Origin of the sequence: Gordonia sihwensis NBRC 108236 (genome assembly GCF_000333035.1) — a bacterium.
In the GTDB taxonomy this organism is placed as follows: domain Bacteria; phylum Actinomycetota; class Actinomycetes; order Mycobacteriales; family Mycobacteriaceae; genus Gordonia; species Gordonia sihwensis.
Map to the genome: position 1 here is coordinate 111,666 of NZ_BANU01000005.1, position 23,622 is coordinate 135,287.

General features: G+C 67.9%; 21 protein-coding genes and 2 riboswitches. Of the genes, 10 read left to right on the forward strand and 11 right to left on the reverse strand.

What is annotated here, in order from left to right; translation table 11 throughout:
* Position 1 precedes the first annotated feature (1 nt).
* Positions 2-433: an acyl-CoA thioesterase gene (locus GSI01S_RS03735; RefSeq protein ID WP_006895061.1), complete on the reverse strand. Its 432-nt coding sequence runs from the start codon at positions 431-433 to the stop codon at positions 2-4.
* A gap of 119 nt (positions 434-552) precedes the next feature.
* Between GSI01S_RS03735 and GSI01S_RS03740 the strand changes: the two genes are divergently transcribed.
* Together GSI01S_RS03740 and GSI01S_RS03745 are read left to right on the forward strand one after the other, a co-directional pair.
* Positions 553-1,173 (forward strand): GNAT family N-acetyltransferase, encoded by a 621-nt coding sequence (locus GSI01S_RS03740; RefSeq protein ID WP_006895062.1) that lies wholly within the window; start codon positions 553-555, stop codon positions 1,171-1,173.
* 92 nt (positions 1,174-1,265) lie between these two features.
* Complete coding sequence (locus tag GSI01S_RS03745) at positions 1,266-2,696, forward strand: NAD(P)/FAD-dependent oxidoreductase (protein WP_006895064.1); 1,431 nt, start codon at positions 1,266-1,268, stop codon at positions 2,694-2,696.
* Between the two features lie 57 nt (positions 2,697-2,753).
* On the opposite strand, the gene GSI01S_RS03750 is transcribed toward GSI01S_RS03745, so the two are convergent.
* Positions 2,754-3,176, reverse strand: a complete 423-nt coding sequence (locus tag GSI01S_RS03750; protein WP_045537875.1) for a PaaI family thioesterase — start codon at positions 3,174-3,176, stop codon at positions 2,754-2,756.
* Positions 3,177-3,464: 288 nt separating this feature from the next.
* On the opposite strand from GSI01S_RS03750, the gene GSI01S_RS03755 reads away from it, so the two are divergent.
* From GSI01S_RS03755 to GSI01S_RS03790, 8 genes are all read left to right on the forward strand, one after another.
* On the forward strand, positions 3,465-3,857 hold the full coding sequence (locus GSI01S_RS03755) for a BlaI/MecI/CopY family transcriptional regulator (protein WP_006895066.1): 393 nt from the start codon (positions 3,465-3,467) through the stop codon (positions 3,855-3,857).
* Between the two features lie 45 nt (positions 3,858-3,902).
* Positions 3,903-4,841 (forward strand): M56 family metallopeptidase, encoded by a 939-nt coding sequence (locus tag GSI01S_RS03760; RefSeq protein WP_006895067.1) that lies wholly within the window; start codon positions 3,903-3,905, stop codon positions 4,839-4,841.
* A gap of 35 nt (positions 4,842-4,876) precedes the next feature.
* Positions 4,877-6,313, forward strand: coding sequence for a GMP reductase (guaB1, locus tag GSI01S_RS03765; RefSeq protein ID WP_006895068.1), 1,437 nt, complete (start codon positions 4,877-4,879; stop codon positions 6,311-6,313).
* Between the two features lie 9 nt (positions 6,314-6,322).
* Positions 6,323-7,711, forward strand: a complete 1,389-nt coding sequence (locus GSI01S_RS03770; protein WP_006895069.1) for a hemolysin family protein — start codon at positions 6,323-6,325, stop codon at positions 7,709-7,711.
* Positions 7,704-8,780 (forward strand): hemolysin family protein, encoded by a 1,077-nt coding sequence (locus GSI01S_RS03775; RefSeq protein ID WP_006895070.1) that lies wholly within the window; start codon positions 7,704-7,706, stop codon positions 8,778-8,780. The genes GSI01S_RS03770 and GSI01S_RS03775 overlap by 8 nt, the downstream gene beginning before the upstream one ends.
* A complete protein-coding gene (locus tag GSI01S_RS03780) occupies positions 8,780-9,652 on the forward strand; it encodes a hypothetical protein (RefSeq protein ID WP_006895071.1) in 873 nt (290 codons plus the stop codon). Before GSI01S_RS03775 ends, GSI01S_RS03780 begins: the two co-directional genes overlap by 1 nt.
* 112 nt (positions 9,653-9,764) lie before the next feature.
* A complete protein-coding gene (locus GSI01S_RS03785; RefSeq protein WP_006895072.1) occupies positions 9,765-11,930 on the forward strand; it encodes a malate synthase G in 2,166 nt (721 codons plus the stop codon).
* Between the two features lie 120 nt (positions 11,931-12,050).
* Complete coding sequence (locus GSI01S_RS03790) at positions 12,051-13,229, forward strand: substrate-binding domain-containing protein (RefSeq protein ID WP_006895073.1); 1,179 nt, start codon at positions 12,051-12,053, stop codon at positions 13,227-13,229.
* Positions 13,230-13,251: 22 nt separating this feature from the next.
* Here the strand turns inward: GSI01S_RS03790 and GSI01S_RS03795 are convergent, their stop codons facing one another.
* The 9 genes from GSI01S_RS03795 to secA2 form a co-directional block, all read right to left on the reverse strand.
* A complete protein-coding gene (locus GSI01S_RS03795; protein WP_006895074.1) occupies positions 13,252-13,887 on the reverse strand; it encodes a dihydrofolate reductase family protein in 636 nt (211 codons plus the stop codon).
* A gap of 28 nt (positions 13,888-13,915) precedes the next feature.
* Positions 13,916-16,789: an aminomethyl-transferring glycine dehydrogenase gene (gene gcvP, locus GSI01S_RS03800; RefSeq protein WP_006895075.1), complete on the reverse strand. Its 2,874-nt coding sequence runs from the start codon at positions 16,787-16,789 to the stop codon at positions 13,916-13,918.
* 42 nt (positions 16,790-16,831) lie between these two features.
* Positions 16,832-16,948: riboswitch (glycine riboswitch) on the reverse strand.
* Positions 16,949-17,049, reverse strand: a riboswitch (glycine riboswitch). It lies immediately after the preceding riboswitch.
* A gap of 79 nt (positions 17,050-17,128) precedes the next feature.
* On the reverse strand, positions 17,129-17,761 hold the full coding sequence (locus GSI01S_RS03805; RefSeq protein WP_006895076.1) for a MerR family transcriptional regulator: 633 nt from the start codon (positions 17,759-17,761) through the stop codon (positions 17,129-17,131).
* Positions 17,762-18,035: 274 nt separating this feature from the next.
* Positions 18,036-18,551 carry a bifunctional nuclease family protein gene (locus tag GSI01S_RS03810; RefSeq protein ID WP_006895077.1) on the reverse strand — a complete coding sequence of 172 codons (516 nt, stop codon included), beginning with the start codon at positions 18,549-18,551 and terminating at the stop codon, positions 18,036-18,038.
* Between the two features lie 46 nt (positions 18,552-18,597).
* A complete protein-coding gene (gene ftsR / locus GSI01S_RS03815; RefSeq protein WP_006895078.1) occupies positions 18,598-19,320 on the reverse strand; it encodes a transcriptional regulator FtsR in 723 nt (240 codons plus the stop codon).
* Complete coding sequence (gene garA / locus GSI01S_RS03820) at positions 19,317-19,778, reverse strand: glycogen accumulation regulator GarA (protein WP_006895079.1); 462 nt, start codon at positions 19,776-19,778, stop codon at positions 19,317-19,319. The genes ftsR and garA overlap by 4 nt, the downstream gene beginning before the upstream one ends.
* Positions 19,779-20,105: 327 nt before the next feature.
* Positions 20,106-20,510, reverse strand: a complete 405-nt coding sequence (gene gcvH / locus GSI01S_RS03825; protein ID WP_006895080.1) for a glycine cleavage system protein GcvH — start codon at positions 20,508-20,510, stop codon at positions 20,106-20,108.
* 141 nt (positions 20,511-20,651) lie between these two features.
* Positions 20,652-21,278 (reverse strand): CDP-alcohol phosphatidyltransferase family protein, encoded by a 627-nt coding sequence (locus GSI01S_RS03830; protein ID WP_039866852.1) that lies wholly within the window; start codon positions 21,276-21,278, stop codon positions 20,652-20,654.
* On the reverse strand, positions 21,275-23,569 hold the full coding sequence (gene secA2, locus GSI01S_RS03835) for an accessory Sec system translocase SecA2 (protein ID WP_006895082.1): 2,295 nt from the start codon (positions 23,567-23,569) through the stop codon (positions 21,275-21,277). Before secA2 ends, GSI01S_RS03830 begins: the two co-directional genes overlap by 4 nt.
* Positions 23,570-23,622 lie beyond the last annotated feature (53 nt).

Here is a 23,622-nt window from a genome sequence, read left to right on the forward strand (position 1 = left end):
GTCAGCGGCGCCGCCGGAACTCCACTTCCCCGCCGGTGTGTTCGGCGAGCCCCGCACGCACCGCCTCCGGGAGCGGCGCGGGTCGGCCGGTCGCGAGATCCACCACGGCACAGGTGGTCTCGGCGAGCGCAGCGAGTGCGCCGTCCCAGGCGCGGACGCGGTAGCCGTAGTCGAACGACTTCTCACCGATCCGCGAGATCCAGATCTCGACCTTCGCCGACTCGTGGTGATAGAGGAGCGGAATGACGAACTCGATCTCCTGCCGCGCGATCAGGAAGCCGAACCGCCGATCGTCCTTCTGGAACCACAGGTGCATGGCCCGGACCCGAGCCTCCTCGAGGATCCGCGCGAACTGCACGTTGTTGATGTGGCTGAGCGGGTCCATGTCGCCCCAGCGCAATTGAATCTCGACGACGAACGGTGTGTCGGGCATGCGTGCACCCTATCGCCCGCCTCCGACAGTCCGGCCCGCCGGGACGGGTCGGTCGGTGCGCCTCGCCGACGGACCCGAAGTCGCGCCGCGATGTCGGTCGTCGCCGATACACTCCCCACGTGGACATCGGGACTCGACGACTTCGGCTGCGCCCCGTGGCACCTCACGACGCACCGCTGCTGCACGGCCTGGACGCCGACCCGGTGGTGATGGAGTTCGTCACCGGAGGCGAAGCCACTGCGCCGGCGATGATCACCGATTGGGTCATCCCCCGATCCCAGGCGCAGTTCCGCGAATGCGGAACCGGCCTCTGGGTCGCGTTCGACCGCCGAACCCGGCTGTTCACCGGTTGGGTCTGGCTGCGGGCACCCCGGCATTCGGCGGTGCCGGAGCTGGAGCTCAGCTACCGGCTGCGGCGCGAATCGTGGCACCGAGGACTGGCGACCGAGGCGGCGTCCGCACTGATCTCGGTCGCCTTCACCGAGACCGGGACCGAGCGGATCTTCGCCAGCACTCACCCGGACAACATGCGATCGCAGCGGGTGATGCAGAAACTCGGAATGCGTCTGGCGGCCGAACACCTGCGTCGCGAGCAGTTCGACGACGGATTCACCGGTCACGATGTGGAGTACGAGATCTGCCGCGCCGATTGGCTCCGGACCCGCCGGCCCGCAGCCGTCGCACCGTCCGGACCCCGGCACCGTGCGCGCGGCCCCGGCACCGTCGAGATGACCGCCTGATCGTCGCGGACTACCGTGATCGGTCAGGGGCCCGGCATCACCGAGCATCCGCTTCACCTCGTCATGTGAACCCACCACCCAGGAGACATTCAATGACCAGCAGCCCAGCCACCAGCCTGCGGCGCCGCCGACAGGTGGTGATCATCGGCTCCGGTTTCGGCGGTCTGTTCGCGGCACAGCGCCTCAAGAAGGCCGACGTGGACGTGACCCTGATCGCGAAGACCACCCATCACCTGTTCCAGCCGATGCTGTACCAGGTCGCGACCGGCATCATCGCCGAGGGCGAGATCGCCCCGGCCACCCGGGTGGTGCTGCGGAAGCAGAAGAACACCCGGGTCCTCCTGGGCGAGGTGTTCGACATCGATCTCGAGAACCAGGTGGTCCGCTCGCAGTTGCTGGAGCGCGTCACCGAGACCGCCTACGACGACCTGATCATCGCCGCCGGGGCCGACCAGTCGTACTTCGGCAACGATCATTTCGCCGAGTACGCACCCGGCATGAAGACCATCGACCACGCACTGGAACTGCGCGGCCGCATCCTCGGCGCCTTCGAGCAGGCCGAGCTCTCCAACGATCCGGCCGAGCAGAAGAAGCTGCTGACCTTCGTCGTGATCGGTGCGGGCCCGACCGGTGTGGAACTGGCGGGTCAGATCGCCGAGATGAGCGACAAGACGCTCCGCGGCGCGTTCCGCAACATCGATCCGACCGACGCGAACGTCATCCTTCTCGACGCCTCGCCCGCCGTTCTTCCGCCCTTCGGCCCCAAACTCGGCGAGAAGGCGCGACGCAGGCTCGAACGCCTCGGCGTGGACGTGCAACTCGGTGCGATGGTGACCGATCTCGATTACGACGGTCTCACCGTCAAGGAGAAGGACGGCACCACCCGGCGCATCGAGAGCCAGTGCAAGGTGTGGTCGGCCGGTGTGCAGGCCAGTTCGCTCGGCAAGGTGCTGGCCGATCAGTCCGACACCGAACTCGACCGCGCGGGCCGGGTGAAGGTGGGACCGGACCTCACGATCCCCGGTCATCCCAACGTCTTCGTCGTGGGCGACATGATGGCGGTCGACGGCGTCCCCGGAGTCGCGCAGGGCGCGATCCAGGGCGGCCGGTACGCCGCCGACGCGATTCTCGCGGAGATCCGCAAGGGGCAGACGCCCGACCAGCGCAAGCCCTTCAGCTACTTCGACAAGGGCTCGATGGCCACCGTCTCACGCTTCAGCGCCGTGATGCAGGTGCCGATCCCCGGAACCAAGTGGAAGTTCGAGAGCGAGGGTTACATCGCCTGGCTCGGCTGGCTCGCACTCCACTTGGTGTACCTGGTGGGCTTCCGCAACCGGTTGAACACCATCATCAACTGGTTCTTCGCCTTCAACACCCGCGGGCGCACTCAGCTGGCGGTCACCGAGCAGCAGGTGTACGCGCGGACCGCCCTCACCGAACTGTCCTATCTCGAACGGCTCCGGCTGGCCGAGGCCGCCCGCGCCGACGGCGACGGCCCCGAACGGACCGACACCGCCGGCTGACCGATCGTTCCCGTGATCGGGCCCTCTCGCCGCGGCGAGAGGGCCCGATCGGCATTCTCAGCCCGCGGGTGTCTCGATGTTCTGCAGGCGGACCCGCGACTGCGCGACGAGCCTGCCCGTCTGATCGGTGATGTCGACCTGCCAGAGCTGCTGGCGGCGGCCCCGGTGAATCGGGCTGGTCGACACCGACAGCGTCCCGCTCGACACCGAGCGGAGGAAATCGGTCGAGTTGTTCGCACCGACGGCGGTCCCGCCGAGTCCGCTCTCCTGCAGCCAGCAGAAGGCGCTGATGCTCGCGGCGCTCTCGGCCAGTGCGCAGTACACACCGCCGTGAGTGATGCCGAAGGGCTGATGGTGGATCTCGGAGAGTTCCAGCGTGCCGCGCAGTCCCTCGCCGTCTGCGTGGGTCACGGTGAAGCCGAGGAGTCGGTCGAGGCCTCGGGCCTCGGTCGGGTCGATCGCAATTGACGTCTCTTCCATACGTGAACCCTGCCACTGCCGGCAGGCCAGACGCCAGTGACCCCCGCGCTCCTCATCGAACACGGGGGTCACCGTCGCGGATCGGGGGTCTCTGCAGCCCTCAGGACTCTCACGCGATCCTTGGTGATGAATGTAGGCTAACCTTAGTTTCGTGTCAACACGGTCCGCCGCAGAGCCGACGGGAACTCCTTCCCCGCCTCACGCGTTACACAATCGTGAGCGATGGCGGCCTCGACCGACACGATCCATGACCGGCACGAAGCGGAGAAATCAGGGAGTCGACGTAAGATGAAGAAGATGAATGGATTGGGCGATCTCGAGCGTGCCGTCATGGACACCCTGTGGGCGTCCGCGACGCCACAGACCGTGCGTCAGGTGCATGCCGAACTGGCCAAGAGCCGCACTCTCGCGTACACGACCGTCATGACCGTGCTGCAGCGTCTCACCAAGAAGGGTCTGGTTACCCAGATCCGTGACGACCGCGCACACCAGTACACGGCCACCTCGCCGCGCGAGGACCTCGTGGCCAAGCTGATGGTCGACGCACTCAGTTCCGCCGACGCCCCGGACTCGCGTCACGCGGCCCTCGTCTCGTTCGTCGGACGAGTCGGCGCGGACGAAGCCGCGGCACTGCGCGAAGCTCTCGATGAGCTGGAAACCACGCGCGGCAGCCACAGTTGACTACCCTGACATGAGATCACCGACTCCGACGACCTGGGGAGGGCCATGACGGCGCTGCTGTTCGGCATCCTCACGATCGCCTTGGTCGGACCGATCCCCGCTTCCCTCTCCCGCGCCACCTGGCCGCTCTACGCTCCGCGTGCGGCGATGGCCCTGTGGCAGTCGATCGCCCTCGCAGCCGTGCTGTCGGCATTCAGCACCGGGCTCGCGATCGCCGCCAACCTGCTCTCGCCCGGGCCCAACGGTGCGCCGACCAGCAATCCCATCGAAGAGATCCACCGGCTCGGCTGGTTTCTCTGGACGGTCTACGTCGCGGTCTTCGCGCTGACCTTCCTCATCGGCGCGCGCCTGATGTACACCGTGATCCGCGTCGGCATCCGCACGCGGGCGCGACGCAATGCGCACCGCACGCTCATCGACCTGGTCGACAACGCCGACCGCAGGCTCGCGGCCGGGCGCGACATCCGGATCCTCGACGTCCCCGCGCCGCTCGCCTACTGCCTGCCCGGACTGCGCAGGCGAGTAGTCCTCAGCGAAGGGGTGCTGGCTCGACTCGACGAGCGCGAGCTGACCGCCGTCATCGAACACGAACGCGCACACCTGCGGGCCCGGCACGATCTGGTGCTTGAGGCATTCATCGCGCTGCACGAGGCCTTCCCCCGATTCGTCCGGTCCAAGTCCGCGCTCGGGTCGGTGGAACTGCTGGCCGAGGCCCTGGCCGACGATCAGGCCGCGCGTGCCACCACTCCCACCACTCTCGGCCGCGCACTGGTGGCCTGCGCGGACGCGACCGCACCTCGCGGCGCCATGGCGGTCGGCGGCCCGACCACCCTCGTCCGCGTCCGGCGGCTCTCATACATGCACTCCGCACGCCGCATCTCGGCGACGGCCTACCTGCTCGCCGCGGCCATCCTGGTCGTTCCGACCCTCGCGGTGGCCATCCCCTGGCTCACCGAGCTCAGCCGCCTCATCGCCCACCACTGACGACCGCCGAGACGCTGTGACATGAAAGGTTCCCCGTGCGCTTCCTGGACGGCCACGCACCGCACTACGACCTGACTTACGACGACGTCTTCATCGTTCCGAACCGGTCGTCGGTGGCCTCGCGGTTCGACGTCGACATGTCGACCTCCGACGGCACCGGCACCACCATCCCGCTGGTGGTCGCCAATATGACGGCGATCGCCGGAAAGCGGATGGCCGAGACCGTGGCGCGACGCGGCGGCCTGGTGGTGCTTCCGCAGGACGTGCCGCTCGATGTCGCGGCCCGGACCATCGCCTACGTCAAGAATGCGCACCTGGTGGCCGAGACGCCGGTCACCCTCTGCGCGACCGACGTGATGGCGCATGCGCAGGCACTGATCCCGAAGCGTTCGCACGGCTACGCGGTGGTCCTCGACGGACGTCGGCCGATCGGACTGATCCCACGCGCGGCGCCCGGACACGAGATCGACCTCTTCACCGATGTCGCCTCGGTCGCCGAGCCCGTGCCGGTGACCCTGCCCGCCGAGACCGACCCCCGGCTTGTCTTCGACGCGCTGGTCGAGGCGAACGCCGACCTGGCCGTACTCACCGACGGAGCCGGCGAGCTCGCCGGCGTGCTGACCCGCCTCGGCGCGCTCCGGTCCGGTATCTACCGCCCCAACGTGGACGCCTCGGGCAGGCTCCGGATCGGTGCCGCGGTCGGCATCAACGGGGACGTGGTCGGCAAGGCCCGCGCACTGGTCGAGGCCGGGGCCGACCTGCTCGTCGTCGATACCGCTCACGGACATCAGGAGAAGATGATCAGTGCGCTCGCCGCAATCGCGGGCGCCGATCTCGGCGTCCGGCTGGCCGCGGGGAATGTGGTGTCCGCACAGGGCACGCTCGATCTGATCGAGGCGGGCGCCGACATCGTCAAGGTCGGTGTCGGCCCGGGCGCGATGTGCACCACGCGGATGATGACCGGCGTCGGCCGGCCACAGTTCTCGGCGGTCGCCGAATGCGCCGCCGTCGCACGCGAGCACGGTGCGGCGGTGTGGGCGGACGGCGGCATCCGGCACCCGCGGGACGTGGCGCTGGCGGTGGCGGCCGGCGCATCGAATGCGATGGTCGGTTCCTGGTTCGCCGGAACGTACGAGTCGCCGGGCGACCTGCACGCCGACTCCGCAGGCGAATACAAGGTGAGCTTCGGCATGGCGTCGAAACGCGCCGTCGCCGCGCGTTCGTCCGCCGACGCCGCATACGATCGTGCCCGGAAAGCGCTGTTCGAGGAGGGCATCTCCTCCTCGCGCATCCGTATCGACCCCGACCGCCCCGGAGTAGAGGACTTGATCGACCACATCTGTTCAGGAGTCCGCAGCACCGCGACCTACGCCGGTGCCTCGACTCTGCAGGAATTGCACGACAAGGTGGTACTGGGCGTCCAGTCCGCCGCCGGTTTCGCCGAGGGACGCCCGCTCCCGGGTGGTTGGTGACCCGCGCCGGTGAACGTATTCGTCATCATCGCGAGTCTGGCCGGATTCATCGCGCTGACGCTGGGCACGGCGCTGTTCGTCGCCGGAGAGTTCTCGCTGACCGCGCTCGAACGGTCCACCATCGCGGGCGACGTCGCGCGTCGCGGCGATCGCCGTGCGCGAGCCGTCGACCGAGCGCACCGATCCCTCTCCTTCCAGTTGTCGGGCGCCCAGCTGGGCATCACGATCACAACGCTGATCACCGGTTACATCGCCGAACCGGTGCTGGCGACCCTGTTCGCGCCCGTGCTGGAGGCGATGAGGATTCCGGACGGAGTCGCCGACGGCATCTCCCTGGCGCTGGCCCTGATCATCGCCACCTCGCTCTCGATGGTCCTCGGTGAGCTGATACCGAAGAACCTCGCGATCACCAAGCCGCTGGCGGTCGCGCGCGCCACCGCCACTCCCCTCGCGATGTTCTCCTCGTTCTTCCGGCCGGCGATCAACGGCCTCAACGGCTCGGCGAACGCACTGGTGCGGCGCCTGGGCATCGAGCCCACCGAAGAACTCGGGTCGGCGCGGTCGGCTGCCGAACTCGCCGCGCTGGTGCGCAACTCCGCGCTGCGCGGGGCCCTCGACCCCGACACCGCGACTCTCGTCGACCGGTCGCTGCGTTTCGGCGATCTCACGGCCGCGGACCTGATGACTCCCCGCGTGCGGATCGAATCGCTCGAACCCAACGACTCGGTGCGCGATCTGATCGCCGCCGCTTCCCGGACCGGCCACTCCCGGTTCCTGATCGCCGAAGGCGGCGACCTCGACAACCTCGTCGGCGTCGTCCACATCAAGCAGGCCTTCACCCTGCCGCCGCAGAGCCTCGCGACCACGTCGCTGCGGTCGCTGGCACGCCCGATCACCCGGGTCCCGGACAGCCTCGACGGCGACTCGCTGATGGATCGCATCTCGTCGAACGGCCTCGAGGTCTGCGTGGTCATCGACGAGTACGGCGGCACCGCGGGCCTGGTGACGTCGGAGGACATCGTCGAGGAGATCCTCGGCGACGTCACCGACGAGCACGACGTCGAGGAGTCGGACGTGACTCCGGTCGGCAACGGCTTCCGCTGCTCCGGGCTGCTGCGGCTCGACGAACTGCAGAGCGGCACCGGCTACCGCGCACCCGAGGGGTCGTACGAGACGCTCGGCGGACTGGTGATGTTCTGCCTCGGCCGCATTCCGCGCACCGGCGACATCGTCGACCTTCCGCAGCGCGAGTCGGCCGGCGAGAACTTCCTCGACGAACCCGAACCCCGATGGCGCGCGACCGTGGTGCAGATGGATCAGCGCCGCGTCGACAAGGTGTGGATGACGATCATCGACGGCAGTGCCGAGCCCGGCGGGACGGAGGCGTCCCGTGGGTGACTGGTGGGGAATCCTGCTGACGGTGGTGCTCCTGGCCGCCAACGCCTTCTTCGTCGCCGGCGAGTTCTCGCTCATCGCGGCGCGGCGGGACCGGCTCGTCGCCCTCGAGGAATCGGGAAAGAAGCGTGCCCGCACGGTGATCGAGGCCTCCGAGCATCTGTCGCTGATGCTCGCGGGCTCGCAGCTCGGAATCACGATCTGTTCGATCCTGCTCGGTCGGGTCGCCGAACCGGCCATCGCCCATCTGATCAGCGCACCGCTGGATCTGATGCGCGTGCCGAGTCAGCTGCTGCACCCGATCGCCTTCGCGATCGGTCTGGCGATCGTGGTGATCCTGCACATCCTGCTGGGTGAGATGGTGCCGAAGAACATCGCGCTCGCCGGCCCCGAGACCGTGGCGATGCTGGTGGTTCCGGTGCACCTGGTCTTCATGCGCGTCGCACGGCCGCTGATCTGGTTCTACAACGCGTTGGCGAACATCTCGCTCAGGGCGATGCGCGTCGAGCCCAAGGACGAGTTGGCGACCACGGTCAACGAGGCCGAGCTGGCCGACATGATCGGCGAGTCCCGGGAGCTCGGTCTGCTCGACGCCGACGAGCACGAGCGGCTCACCCGCGCACTGACGACCGTCGAACGGACGGTGGCCGAACTGATGATCCCGCTGAGCACGGTGCGCAGCGTGCGCGTTCAGCTCGACGCATCGACGGGCGGACTCGGTCCCACACTCGGTTCAGTCGAGCGTGCGGTGCGCGAGACGGGTTACTCCCGCTTCCCCGTCCGCGGGTTGGACGGCTCGTTCATCGGCTACCTGCACATCAAGGACGTGCTCGACGACATCCTCGATCCGGCCGTCGGCCCGGAGTCGATCATCGGTGTGGACCAGATCCGGCCGCTGCCGAAGATCGGTTCGGCGACACCGCTGGACGAAGCCACCGTCGTGCTCCGCCGCACCAGCGCCCACCTCGGGGCGGTCGTCGACACGGCGGGCACGATCATCGGGGTCATCGCACTCGCCGACCTCGCGGAGGCCTTCGTCGGCGACCTCCGCGACTCCACGCACCGCATCTGATGCAGCGGCAGGAGACGCTGTCGCGCCCGGAGTGGCAGTCCCGGGCCGACGCCCACCGGGAGCGCGTCGAGACCCTCATCGGTCCGTATCTGCGGATGCGGAACGAAGGACGCAAGCACCCGGTCATCGACTTCCTGTTCACCTACTACTCGGCCCGCCCCGGTCAGGTGCTGCGCTGGCATCCCGGCTACGGTGTGCGGCTGGCCCAGGCCCACCGCTACTCCGGTCTGCGTGGCTACCGCGTCGATGTCGACGGCACCGCAGAGGTGACGCGCGAACATCTCGAGTCCCGGGTCCGGCTGCTCACCGACACCGTCCGCATCACGCGGGCGACGGCGAACCGCGCACCGCGCCTCGGTTGTCTCGGCCTGCACGAGTGGGCGATGGTGTATCGCGCCGACGAGACCCGTCACGAACTGCCGCTCCGGCTCGGCGCGCGCGGCACCGACGCCGTGGTCGAGGAGAGCACACTCGCGTGCACGCACTTCGACGCCTTCCGGTTCTTCACCGCGGACGCGGTCGGGCGCAACGCCACCGCCCTGAGTCGAGCCGGAGCCGTCGACAACGAGCAGCCGGGCTGCCTGCACGCGACGATGGACCTGTACCGCTACTGTCTGCGCCTCACGCCACTGCTCCCGGCGGACCTGCTGGCCGACTGCTTCGAGCTGGCCCTGGACGCGCGGGAACTCGACATGCGAGCCAGTCCGTACGACCTCACCTCGTACGGCTACGCACCGGTGGCCATCGAGACGCCCGAGGGGCGGGCCCGGTACGTCCGCGAGCAGGCGGCTATCGCGCGGCGCGGGCAGGAACTCCGTGAGGCCCTCATCACAACCTGCGACAGCCTTCTCGAATCGGTCGGCCTCGGATAAATACTCGCTGGTAACCCCTTGTAACATGAATGATTGTGGGCGGGCCGCTTCCGGAGTCATCCGGCACGCAGCCGACGTTCCCGCAGTACGCACTCGCAAAGGAAAGGTTGCCATGACCGAACGCGTCACCGTCAACGGATTGCAGGTCGCCGAAGTCCTCTACGACTTCGTCAACAACGAAGCGCTTCCCGGCACGGGTGTAGACGCCGAGAAGTTCTGGGCGGGCGCTGCGGCCGTGATCAACGACCTCGCTCCCCGCAACCGCGAGCTGCTCGCCGTCCGCGACGACCTGCAGGCCAAGATCGACGCCTGGCACCGCGACCACCAGGACTTCGACTTCGACGAGTACAAGGCCTTCCTGACCGAGATCGGCTACCTCGTCCCGGTGCCCGAGGACTTCCAGATCACCACGGAGAACGTCGACGAGGAGATCGCGAACATCCCCGGACCGCAGCTGGTGGTGCCGATCCTCAACGCCCGTTTCGCCCTCAACGCGTCCAACGCGCGCTGGGGCTCGCTGTACGACGCTCTCTACGGCACCGACGCGATCCCGGAGACCGGCGGTGCCGAGAAGGGTTCGTCCTACAACAAGGTCCGCGGTGACAAGGTCATCGCGTTCGCCAAGGCCTTCCTCGACAAGGCCGTGCCGCTGGAGCAGGGCAGCCACGCCGACGTGACCTCGTACACCGTCGTCGACGGCAAGGTCGTCGCCGCGATCGGCGACGCCACCACCACCTTCGCCGACCCGAACGCGTTCGCCGGCTACACCGGCGACGCCGCAGCGCCGTCGGGCATCCTGCTGCGCCACCACGGTCTGCACGTCGAGATCCAGATCGATCCGGAGTCGCCGATCGGCGCCACCGACGCCGCCGGCGTCAAGGACGTCGCCGTCGAATCCGCCGTCACGACGATCATGGACTTCGAGGACTCGGTCGCCGCGGTCGACGCCGACGACAAGGTGCTCGGCTACCACAACTGGCTCGGCCTCAACAAGGGCGACCTGGCCGAAGAAGTCAACAAGGGCGGTAAGACCTTCACCCGCACGCTGAACCCGAACCGGGTCTACACCGCGCCCGACGGCACCGGCGAGGTGGAACTGCACGGTCGTTCGCTGCTCTTCGTGCGCAACGTGGGCCATCTGATGACCAACCCCGCCATCCTCGACGCCGACGGCAACGAGGTCCCCGAGGGCATCATGGATGCGCTGATCACCTCGGCGATCGGCATCCACGGGATGAGCGCCGAAGGTCTGCAGAACTCTCGCACCGGCTCGATCTACATCGTGAAGCCGAAGATGCACGGTCCCGACGAGGTCGCCTTCACCAGCGAGCTGTTCGGCCGCGTCGAGGACGTCCTCGGCCTGCCGCGCAACACCCTCAAGGTCGGCATCATGGACGAGGAACGCCGCACGTCGGTGAACCTCAAGGCGTCGATCAAGGCGGCCTCCGAGCGCGTGGTGTTCATCAACACCGGTTTCCTCGACCGCACCGGCGACGAGATCCACACCTCGATGGAGGCCGGCGCGTTCGTCCGCAAGGCCGAGATCAAGGGCCAGACCTGGTTCAACGCGTACGAGGACTCGAACGTCGACACCGGTCTGCACGCGGGTCTGCAGCACAAGGCGCAGATCGGCAAGGGCATGTGGGCGATGCCGGATCTGATGGCCGACATGCTGGAGCAGAAGATCGGTCACCCCAACGCCGGTGCCAACACCGCGTGGGTGCCGTCGCCGACCGCCGCCACCCTGCACGCGCTGCACTACCACGAGGTCGACGTCTTCGAGCGTCAGGACGACATCGCCAAGCGCGAACCGGCGTCTGTGGACGACATCCTGACCATCCCGCTGGCGAAGAGCACCGACTGGAGCGAGGAGGAGAAGCGCGAGGAACTCGACAACAACGCGCAGTCGATCCTCGGCTACGTGGTCCGGTGGATCGACCAGGGCGTCGGCTGCTCGAAGGTGCCGGACATCCACGACGTCGCGCTGATGGAGGACCGCGCAACGCTGCGCATCTCCAGCCAGCTGCTCGCCAACTGGCTCCGTCACGGCATCGTCACCGAGGACGAGGTCGTCGCCGCGCTCGAGCGGATGGCACCGGTGGTCGACCGGCAGAACGCCGGCGATCCCGCCTACCGTCCGATGGCACCGAACTTCGACGGCAACATCGCCTTCCAGGCCGCCAAGGACCTGATCCTCAAGGGCGCGACGCAGCCGAGCGGGTACACCGAACCGCTGCTGCACGCCGCGCGCCGCGAGTACAAGGCAGCCAACGCCTGATATACACGGAAGGTGCAGACCACCGAGCCCGGACCGGATTCTCGGTCCGGGCTCGGTGCATCGGCCCGCTGGACGCGCATCGGCCTGGCATGACACGAATCGCCGGAGGAAGGACGATCAGTGGCGAAGCACAATTCGGGTGGACGCAGTCGGACTTACATCAGCCGACCGCTGCTGGCATTCGTCCTCGCGATCATTCTGATCGCGGGCATCGTCACGGCGTGGCGTCAACTCGGCGATCGAATCGACGACGAACAGCCGGTGGCGGCCGGTGAGTGCCTCGAGGGACCGGCGAAGATCTCCGTTCTGGCCGATCCCGCGATCGCACCGGGTCTGCAGAGGATCGCGCAGGACTACAACAACACCGAGCCGGTGGTCCGCGACCACTGCATCACCGTGGACGTGCGACCCGCCGACGCCCGCGCGACTCTCGAGGGTCTGACCGCCCAGAAGTGGGACGCGCAGACCTACGGTGATTTCCCCGCCGCCTGGGTGCCCGAGTCGTCCATCTGGTCCGCGGCCCTGCAGACCGCGAAGCCCGACGTGCTCCAGGGCAACCCGGAATCGCTCGTGTCGTCGCCGGTCCGGCTGGCGATGGAGCCCGAGATCGCGAAGGCCGCCGACGGCCGCATCGGGTGGTCCGACCTGCCCGCGCAGACCCGCGCCAATTCCCTCTCCGCGTACGGCAGATCGTCGTGGGGCTCGATGCGCATCGCGATGCCCACCGGCCCGCAGTCGGCCGCGACCGCACTGGGAGCCCAAGCAGTCGCGGCCGCGACCGTCCCGACCCAGAAGCCGCTCACTCTCCGACAGGCGCAGTCACCCGAGGTGGTCGCTGCGCTCGATCAGCTCATGTCGGCTCCGCCGAAAGTCGGGGACGGCTCCATCGACGCCGCCGTCGACTCGATCGCCGGGACCGGCGATCCCTCCGATGCGCCGGTCCGCGCCGTGTCGGTGACCGAGCAGCACCTCTACATGCTCACCAAGGACGACAAGACCGCCCGGGTCGCGGTGGTCGCGCCGAAGGGCCCGACTCCGTCGGCCGACTATCCGGTGGTGAAACTGTCGGGCCAGTTGGTTCCGGCGCACGTCAGCGACGCCGTCTCTCAGTTCTTCACCTTCGCGCGCAAACCGGCCCAGATGCAGATCCTGACCAAGGCGGGTTTCCGCGGTGCCGGGCCGCTGCCTGCACCGACGCCGACCGTGACCTTCGGCCCGATCGCCGACCCGATGCCGCTCCCCGAGCCCGCGGCCGCGGTCGCGATCAGCAAGGTGGTCTACCCGGCGGCGGCGCCGTAACAGCGGGACCGGCGCGAAGGGCCTACCGCTTCCGATTCCAGAACTGGTGTATGAGGCCGCTGCCGGTGGTCACCGACTCGACGTCGAAGCGGTCCTGGAGTTCGGCACAGCTGTCCCAGATCGAGACGCCCGAACCGATCACCACCGGGACGACGACCAGATGCATGAAATCGACCAGGTCGGCGTGCAGGAACTCGCGGACGGACGTGGGTCCGCCACCGAGGCGGACATCGCCGCCGGCGAGTCCGCGCGCGTACTCGAGCGCCTGCGGCGCCGGGGCGTCCACGAAGTGGAAGACGGTGCCGTTCGCGAACTCGATCGGCGGGCGCTCGTGATGCGTCAACACCACCACGGGTGTGCGGAACGGAGGCTCGTCGCCCCACCACCCGCGCCAGCCGTCGTCGGCCCACGGTCCGGTCTGCGGACCGAACTTGCGGCGTCCCATTATCTCGACGCCGATCCCCTGACTCCACGCACTGGTGAACACGTGATCGGCGCGAACCGGCTCGGCGATCGCGTCCACACCCCAGATCACCCGGCCGTCGAAGTGGTCGAACAACCGGGCCGCCTCGCCGATCGGCGCATCGTACGTGACGGTTCCGCCCGCACTGAAACCGTCGAGCGAGACGTTGAGGTTGTGGACACGGACTTTGGACATCGCGAGCCTCCTGTCGGTGCCCGCGAGCCTACTCGCTGAAGGCCTCGATCGGAGGGCAGCTGCAGACGAGGTTCCGGTCGCCGAAGGCTCCGTCGATCCGGCGGACGGCCGGCCACACCTTGGCGCGCGCTCCGGACGACGGGAGACCGTTCGGGTACACGGCGGTGAGCCGGTCGTATCCGTGATTCCACTCGCCCACCAGGCATTCGGCGGTGTGCGGCGCGCCGGCGAGCGGATTGTCCTCGACCGACCAGGTGCCGTCGGCGACCTTGTCGATCTCGCCGCGGATGGCGATCATCGCGTCGATGAAGGCGTCGAGTTCGGCGAGATTCTCGCTCTCAGTAGGCTCCACCATCAGGGTTCCGGCGACGGGGAAGCTCATCGTGGGCGCGTGGAAGCCGTAGTCGGCGAGTCGCTTGGCGACGTCGTCGACCGAGACTCCACTGTCCTTGGTCAGTTCACGCAGGTCCAGGATGCACTCGTGAGCCACCCAGCCGCCCTCTCCGGTGTAGAGCACCGGGTAGTGGTCGCGCAGGCGACGCGCGATGTAGTTGGCGGAGGCGATCGCGGTCAGCGTGGCGGTCCGCAGTCCCTGGGCACCCATCATGGCGATGTACGCGTAGGTGATCGGCAGGATCGACGCCGAACCGTACGGCGCCGCCGAGATCGCGACGCCGGTCTGCGGAAGTTCGGAGGCCAGCGGGCTGCTCGGCAGGAACGGCGCCAGATGCTCGCGCACCGCGACCGGTCCGACGCCCGGGCCGCCGCCGCCGTGCGGAATGCAGAACGTCTTGTGCAGATTCAGATGCGAGACGTCGCCCCCGAACCGGCCCGGCCGGGCCAGGCCGACGAGCGCGTTGAGATTGGCGCCGTCCACGTACACCTGGCCGCCGGCCTCGTGCACCGCGTCGCAGATGTCGGTGACCTCGTGCTCGAACACGCCGTGGGTGGACGGGTAGGTGATCATGATGCCCGCCAACTCGTCGCGGTGCTTCTCGATCTTCGCGCGCAGATCGTCGATGTCGACGTCCCCGGTGTCACGGCTGGCCACCACCACCACGCGCAGCCCGGCCATGACGGCCGACGCCGCATTGGTTCCGTGAGCACTGGAGGGGATGAGGCAGACGTCGCGTGCGTCGTCGCCGCGCGAGAGATGGTAACGGCGAATCGCGAGCAGACCCGCGTACTCGCCCTGCGAGCCGGCATTGGGCTGCAGGCTCACGCGGTCGTAACCGGTGACGGCCACCAGCCAGTTCTCCAGCCGAGCGATCAGCTCGCGGATGCCCTCGCTGTCGGAGAGCGGGGCGAACGGGTGCAGGCCGCCGATCTCCGGCCAGGTGATCGGCTCCATCTCGGTGGTCGCGTTCAGCTTCATCGTGCACGAGCCCAGGGGGATCATGCTGCGGTCGAGAGCGATGTCCTTGTCGGAGAGCATCCGCAGGTAGCGCAGCATCGCGGTCTCGGTCCGGTGCAGGTGGAAGGCCGGATGCGTCAGATATTCGCTGCTGCGGTTCGCGATCGGGGCACTGAACTGCGTCGCCGCGGCACCCGCGGCGCCGAAGGCGTCCAGGACGGCATCGATGTCGGCGGCGGTGGTGGTCTCATCGCACGCGACGCCCACGCGGTCGGCGTCGATCAACCGCAGGTTGATGCCGTGGCGCGACTTGGCCGCGTCGACGATCTCCGCGGCCCTGCCGTCGGCCCGCACGGTGAGGGTGTCGAAGAACGAGGCGTGCTCCACACCGAATCCACCGCCCGCGAGGCGATCGGCGAGGTCTGCGGCGTGCCCGTGCACCCGCTCGGCGATCGCCTTGAGCCCGGACGGGCCGTGGTAGGAGGCGTACATCGCGGCGATGATGGCGAGCAGCACCTGCGCCGTGCAGATGTTGCTGGTCGCCTTCTCGCGTCGGATGTGCTGCTCGCGGGTCTGAAGTGCCAGGCGGTACGCGAGGTTGCCGTCCGCGTCCTTGGAGACGCCGACGAGGCGCCCCGGAAGCTGACGAGTGCGTTTGGTGTGCACCGCCAGGTAGCCGGCGTGCGGTCCACCGAAGCCCATCGGGACACCGAAGCGCTGTGTGGTGCCGAAGCACGCATCCGCGCCGAGCTCTCCCGGAGGGGTGATGAGAGTGGCGGCCAGCAGGTCGACGCCTGCGGCGATCAGCGCACCTCGCGCATGCGCCGCCTCGATGACCGGGCCGAGATCGGTGATCCGGCCGCTCGCACCGGGCGTCTGCACGATGACTCCGAAGAACTCGCCCTCGGGAAGCCCCGCGTCCGGCGCCGACCCATCGAGCTCGGCTTCGACCACCTCGATGCCTAGCGGCGTCGCACGGGTCTCGATCACCGCACGCGTCTGCGGGAAGAGGTCGGAGTCGACGACCACGCGGTTCGACTTCGACTTACCGGCGCGGCGCAGCAGCGTCATCGCCTCGGCGGCCGCGGTCGCCTCATCCAGCATTGAGGCGTTCGCCACCTCCATGCCGGTCAGATCGCACACCATGGTCTGGAAGTTGAGCAGCGCTTCGAGCCGACCCTGGCTGATCTCCGGCTGGTACGGGGTGTAGGCGGTGTACCACGCCGGGTTCTCCAGGATGTTGCGCTTGATGACTCCGGGCGTGTGTGTGTCGTAGTAACCGAGACCGATCATCGATCGGGCGACCACATTGCGATTCGCGAGTTCGCGCATCGCCGCGGTCGCCTGCGCCTCCGTCAGCGGAGCGGGCAGGGCGTCCAGTCCCGGAGCGAATCCGTTCGTGTCCGCGCCGTCGGCGATCGACGCGGGAACCACCTTCGCGGCGATCTCGTCCAGGGATCCGACGCCGAGGACGTCGAGGATGACAGCCAGTTCGTCGGCGTCGGGGCCGAGGTGACGCTGGGAGAACTCAGAAGCGGGGGTCGACAAGAGGGCACCTTGATCTTCTCGGTCCGGCCGCGCCGGACTGGTCCCTCCCCCTCTGTCATGCCGCACGAACGCAGCGCCTGAGAGATTCGGCAGCGGCGGACCGATGCCTTTCACCGTGGGCGGGCGGGTGCGCGCACCCGCCACTTTCCAGAGACGTCGTCAGCAGCCACGGTCCCGGGTGCCTGAGAGTTTGACGGAGAGGTGTTGCTCCTTCGGCGGTTGCCCGGATGTCCCGGACGACGCTCTCCCGCAGCGTAGCGACGCACCGACAGGGTACCAAGAGTCGGGCGCGAATCACGGTCCGGCGTGTGGACCGTCACGCGGGACTGCCGACGTGGCCTATCCGGTGCGCCGGGTGCGGTTCTTGCGACGGGCCGCCAACTCGTCTTCGGGCGACGGTTCGCTGACACCGTCGTCGGCACGCTCCCCCGGGAAGTCCGCGATGGTTCCGGTGAGTTCGCGCATGGCGCCCGACACGGCGATGCCGAACACGCCCTGTCCGCCCTGGAGGAGGTCGACGACCTCTTCGGCGGAGGTGCACTCGTAGACCGTGGTGCCGTCCGAGAACAGGGTGATCCGGGCGAGGTCCTCGACGCCGCGCTTACGAAGGTGGTCGACCGCCACTCGGATGTTCTGCAGCGAGATGCCGGTGTCGAGCAGCCGCTTCACGATCTTGAGAACGAGGATGTCTTTGAAGGAGTAGAGACGCTGGCTTCCCGAGCCGGCCGCGCCCCGGATCGACGGCACCACGAGCGAGGTGCGAGCCCAGTAGTCGAGCTGTCGGTAGGTGATCCCCGCGATCTGGCAGGCGCTCGGCACGCGGTAACCGACCAACTCGTCGGGCACCGTGTCGTTGGGGAACAATCCCGGAGCGATGTCATCCAGGCCGCCTTGTACCGGCATCGCACTCACCGATTCCGCATCGGCGGACGGGTGGTCGCCGGACTGCAGATCTGACGGATGATCGCCCACGGTAGCTCCCTTACACAAGACTCGGGCCGGCGGAACTCTCGTATCGAGCGTACTCCCGACCGCTGACAAAGTGTTCGTCAACGCTCACGGTGACGATGCTGGGATAAAACTATGGACTCCGCGGCACGCAATCAACGCGACTCGCGGTAAACCTCAACCTAAACTTCAGGTGTAGACAAACGGTGATGACGAAGAGACGGATTCGTTACCGTGTCGGGCGGCGCGCCGCCCCGGAATCCGACGTCGCATCGGGTTCGGCGACGAGCCCGTAGGGTCAGGACCCCGACTCGGGACCGAGGAAGTCCTCGGGCGAGACCTGGTCGAGGAACTCGCGAAACGCCTCCACCTCGTCCTCGCTCGCACCGTCCGCGGCCTCCGCGGAGGGCTCGCCGTCCTCGTCGGGCATCAGCATCCCGGCGTCGTCGAGGACGTCGTCGGCGGCGATGATCGGCGCACCGCAACGCATGGCGACCGCGATCGCATCCGACGGACGGGCCTCGACGACCACCTCGCCGTCGAAGACCATCTCTGCGTAGAAGGTGCCCTCCTGCATGTCGACGATCCGAACCTGCTGAAGGGAACGGCCGAAGGCCTCACAGAGATTGACCACGAGATCGTGAGTGAGCGGGCGGGGCGGCTCCACGCCCCGCTGCTGCAGCGCGATGGAGGCGGCCTCGCTCTGGCCGATCCAGATCGGCAGATACCTGGCGCCGCTCACCTCGCGCAGCAGCAGGACCGGTTGGTTCTGTGGAGGCTCCACTCGGATACCCACGACACGCATCTCACCCATGGTCTCGCCTCCTGATCTCTTGAAATACAGGTTACGCGGCTACCGGTCAGTCGAGGGCGCCGCGAACGGCGGCCTTGACCAACTGCGTATGCAGCGTCACCGACAGTGCCGCCATCTCACGGACCAGTTCCTCGGCACGGTCGCGCGCACCGGTGCCCTTGCCCTTCGCGATGGGGCCGGCGATCTGTGCGACCAACCCGGCCTCGCGGTCGGCACTGACCTTGAACGCACGCAGGTGGCGCGTCTCGAGCCCGAAGTTGGCCAGCGCCGCAGCAGCCTCCACCAGGCGCACGGCGTCCTCGTCGAAGAAGCCGCCGGGGCCCGCAGAGAGGAGTCCGTTGCGCACGAGTTCGGAGATGAACGCCGAGTCGACGCCGGTCCGTTCGATGAGCGTCTCCCGATCCACCCGGCCGCCGCGCGAGCTGAAATCAGTCGCCGGGGCCACCGCACTGCGCGCCGACGACAGCAGTCGCGGGCCCGCGCCGCCGGCGGCCGCGTCGATCTCGTCGAGCTGCTCGCGGATCACCTTCAACGGCAGATACCGATCACGCTGAGCGGTGAGCACGAACCGCAGCCGCTCGCAGTCCTGATCGCTGAATCGGCGATAACCGGACGGCGCACGATCGGGAGTCACCAGACCCTCGGTTTCGAGGAACCGAATCTTCGAGATCGTGACGTCGGGGAACTCTTCTCGCAGCACCGCGAGCACAGCACCGATCGACATCGTGCGGTCGCTCGCGGCGGACGCGCGCGCAGCAGACGAGGTCACGACTGCGTGGCACCTGCCTCACCGGCGCGCGGGCCGGACAGGAACACCAGACGGAACTTGCCGATCTGCACTTCGTCCCCGCTCGTGAGGGTCGCGGTGTCGACCGGCTCGCGGTTGACGTAGGTGCCGTTCAGGCTGCCCACATCGACCACCTGGAAGTCGTCGCCGTTGCTCCGGAACTCGGCGTGCCTGCGGCTCACCGTCACGTCATCGAGGAAGATGTCGCTGTCGGGGTGACGGCCGGCCGACGTGGTCGGCTGGTCGAGCAGGAACCGCGACCCTGCGTTCGGTCCCCGCTTCACGACCAGCAGCGCCGTTCCCGGCGACAGCCGCTCGACACCGGTATCGGCCGGCTCGTTCGACGCCGCGGGGGCGTCTACTTCCTTGATGAAGTCCTCGCGGAAGACCGAAGTCGTCTCCACGGGCGCTTCAAAGCCGTTGTCGTTACCGCTCACCACATCTCCTTCATCGTCAACGCACCCCGCCGTGACTCAAGACTCGCGACGCCCCCTGGTGGGGCATGCCGCAGGTCAGCCGAGGTACCTGCGCGAACTCCAATTGTCCGGGGGTACCGCACCTTTGGGCTCACTCGCTGTTACACATGCATCGGACCATCTCGTCGTTGAGATGTGCGTCTGCGAGGCAGGAACCTTCTTAAGTGAACCTACCGTCTTTGTCCGAACGCCGCCCGGGGTCGGGGACGTTTGGCGTACTGGAAATCATATCGACCCGGTCCGCGGTGCGGGCACGAGTCGCCTCCGGAAAGCCCGGTCGTCAGCTGGCGGTCAGCCGCTGATAACCGCCCGGTAGCCTTCCGCGTCGAGCAGACCGGCGAGAATCTGGTCCAGGTCGGCGTCGTCGCCGACCGTGATCTCGACCAGCCAGCCGTCCTCGTACGGGGACGAATTGACCAGCTCGGGAGCACCGTCGAGAGCCTCGTTGGCAGCGGCGACGGTACCGTCGAGCGGACCGAAGATGTCCGAGACGCTCTTGGTCGATTCGACCTCGGCGAACGACTCGCCCGTCTCGACGTCCGAGTCCACCTCCGGAAGCTGAACGAAGACCACGTCGCCGAGCGCGTCCTGCGCGAAATCGGTGATCCCCACTCGGACGGTCTTGTCACCGACCTTGCGGATCCACTCGTGCTCGTCGGTGTAACGCAGCTCTGCGGGGATCTTGGTGTCGCTCACGTTGCGGCCTCTCTCAGGAACTGTCGGAAGACTTGGACTCACCCTCGCCCGCCGCTCCGTTGCGGCCGCGAGGCGCTCCATGACTTTATCGTGACGAGCCGCCGGATCGCGCATCAGCCCGACCGAGCGAGCGATGCGTGATCAGCCTGTGACTGACCTGGGCGGCATCGTCCGCACCACGGCGACGGTCTGAATCCAGTACAGGACCAGCGACCACAGATACAGGCCGACGCCCCAGATCAGGAAGGCCCAGCCGATCGGATGGCACACCGTGCCCACCACACCGTCGATCTGACCGGCGAGAAGCCACGGGAAGGCGCTCATCAGCGCGAAGGTGGCGGCCTTGCCGACGTAGAGGGTCGGCAGGGCCGTCACGCCCCTCGATTTGAGCAGCGGCGCCGTGGCGAAGAGCAGCAGATCGCGGCCGACGATCAGTCCGATGAGCCACCAGGGAACGAAGTCGCGGATACCGAAGCAGATCGGGATCACGATCACGTACAGGCGATCGGCCGCCGGATCGAGCAGCGCGCCGAGCTTAGACGACTGTCCGAGCCAGCGCGCGAGCTTCCCGTCGAGCCAGTCGGTGAGGCCCGAGACGAAGAGCACCGCGAAAGCCCAGGCGGCCGACTCCTCCACGAGCAGCAGCCAGATGAAGACCGGGATCAGGAGCAGACGCAGCACGCTGAGCGCATTGGGCACCGTCCACACGGCGTCACTCCGTTCGGCTCGCGGTGCCTCGCGCGAGTCCTGCGGCCGCGGCCGAGTCATCGGAAGATGCCGACGATGCCCTGAATCGCCTGCGCACCGGCGGATGCGAAGTGATTCTCGTGAACCAGGTAGGTCCACGTCATCGTCGAGCGATGCAGTCCTTCCAAGCCGAGGTCGACGCCGTCGGCGGTGATGCGGGCGTCCACGAAGGTCTTGCGCGCCGCCTCCATCGCCTCGTCGGCGAGCTTGGCGAACTCGGCGAAGATCAGCTTGTGGAACTCCTCGAGCGGGCTCTGCGCGCCCAATGCCCGCAGGTGGATGCTGGCCTGCACGTCAGCGATGTACGCGAGGTGATCGGCCCACGCGCGGTCGAGGTGGTACAGCACGATCTGCCGCGCGGCCTCCGCCAGGACCTCGTCGTCGACGTCCGCCGACAGGCTCTCGTACCGCTCGGGCTCGGACTCCTTGAGGTCGGTCAGGGCTTGATCGGTGGTCAGTACCGCCATCCGCCGCCGGACGATCGCGTTGCGCTGCTCGTTGACCTGCTTGTTGTACTCCCACGTGTTGCTGTGGAGTTGCAGCATCGCGCCTTCGGCGATCTTCTGGGCGTTCTCGACGCTCTCGACTCCCTTGGCTCCCATCGACCCGTCCGAGGAGATCGGCTGCTGCTCACGCTGGTGCGTGAGGTTCTTGGTGACGAGCGGATCCTCCAGGCTCGAGAAGAAGACCGATCGGCCGGGATCGCCCTGCCGCCCCGCACGGCCGCGCAGCTGGTTGTCGAGCCGCTCGGTGTCGTAGCGTCCGGTGCCGACCACGCAGAGTCCGCCGAGCTCGATCACCTCCTCGCGGGCGGCCTCGTCACCGCTGGAGCCGCCGAGCCGGATGTCGGTGCCGCGGCCGGCCATCTGCGTGGAGACCGTGACGGCTGATCTACGGCCCGCCTCGGCGATGATCGCCGCCTCTTCGGCGTCGTTCTTCGCATTGAGCACCACCGACGGAACTCCCGCCCGCTCCAGGAAGTACGCGAGCTCCTCCGACTGCGCCACGTCGTGCGTGCCGATCAGGATCGGCTGTCCGGTCGCGTGGATCTCGGAGACGAACTCGACGACCGCCTCCACCTTGTGCGCCTTGGTGTCGTAGACGCGATCGGGCTCGTCGACGCGGATGTTGGGGGCGTTCGGCGGAATCTGCGATACCTGCAGATCGTAGAACTGCCGGAACTGCTCACCCGCCGCGATCGCCGTGCCGGTCATGCCCGCGACGCGCGGGTACCGGCCGATCAGCGCCTGAACGGTGATCGTGTCGATCACCTCGCCCGCCTGGGTGGGGTTGAGGCCCTCCTTGTACTCCACCGCGGCCTGGACACCGTCCGGCCAGCGCTGCAGCCGCGCCACTCGGCCGCGGGAGGCGTTGATCAGATGCACGCCGCCGTCGCGCACGATGTAATCGACGTCGCGTTCGAGCAGGTAGTAGGCGTAGAGCGCGACGTTCACGTGCACCAACGTGCTCGAGACATGTTCCTCGTCGTAGAGGTTGATGCCGCCGAGCGTGGACTCGACGAACTGGGCGCCCTCCTCGGTCAGCGAGACGTTCTTACCGTCCTGGTCGAGTTCGTAGTGCTTCGACTTGAGGTGGGACACCACCTCGTGGATCGCCTTGTTCGGGATCTCCGCGTCGGTCGAGCCGGCGAGGATGAGCGGAACCAGTGCCTCGTCGACCAGCACCGAATCGGCCTCGTCGACGATCACCACGTCGGGTTCGGGTGCGACGAGTTCGTCCGCGTGCAGCGCGAGGTGGTCGCGCAGGACGTCGAACCCGATCTCGTTGACCGAGGCGTAGGTGACGTCGGCGTCGTACGCCGCCTGCCGCTCCTCGCGGGTGGAGTGCTCGTTGATCGAGGCGACCGAGATCCCGAAGACGTCGTACAGCGGCTTCATCCACTTCGCGTCACGATCGGCGAGATAGTCGTTGACGGAGACCACGTGCACCTGATGACCGTCGAGCGCGTAGCCGATCGCCGCGATGGCGCCCGCGAGGGTCTTGCCCTCGCCGGTCGCCATCTCGACGACGTCGCCCTCGAGCATGCGCAGCGCACCCTGCAACTGGACGTCGAAGGGCTTCATGTCGAGCTTGCGGTCGCCGGCTTCGCGCACCAGCGCCAGGAACTTCGCGCGGTCGCCGACCACCGACATGTCGAGTTCGGCTGCGGCGCCCGCGAACTCACCGTCCCCGAGCCCCGCGGCCCACTCGTCGTGTTCAGCGGACTCCTCGATCATCGTCAGCGACTGCGACTGGTTGCGAGAGGTCTGCGCACCCAGCATGCGCCACATCGCGTTGGTGAGTCTTCCCACGTGCTTCCTGTTCCTCGAACTCCGGACTGCAGAGACCTCGGTGCGCGTCGCGA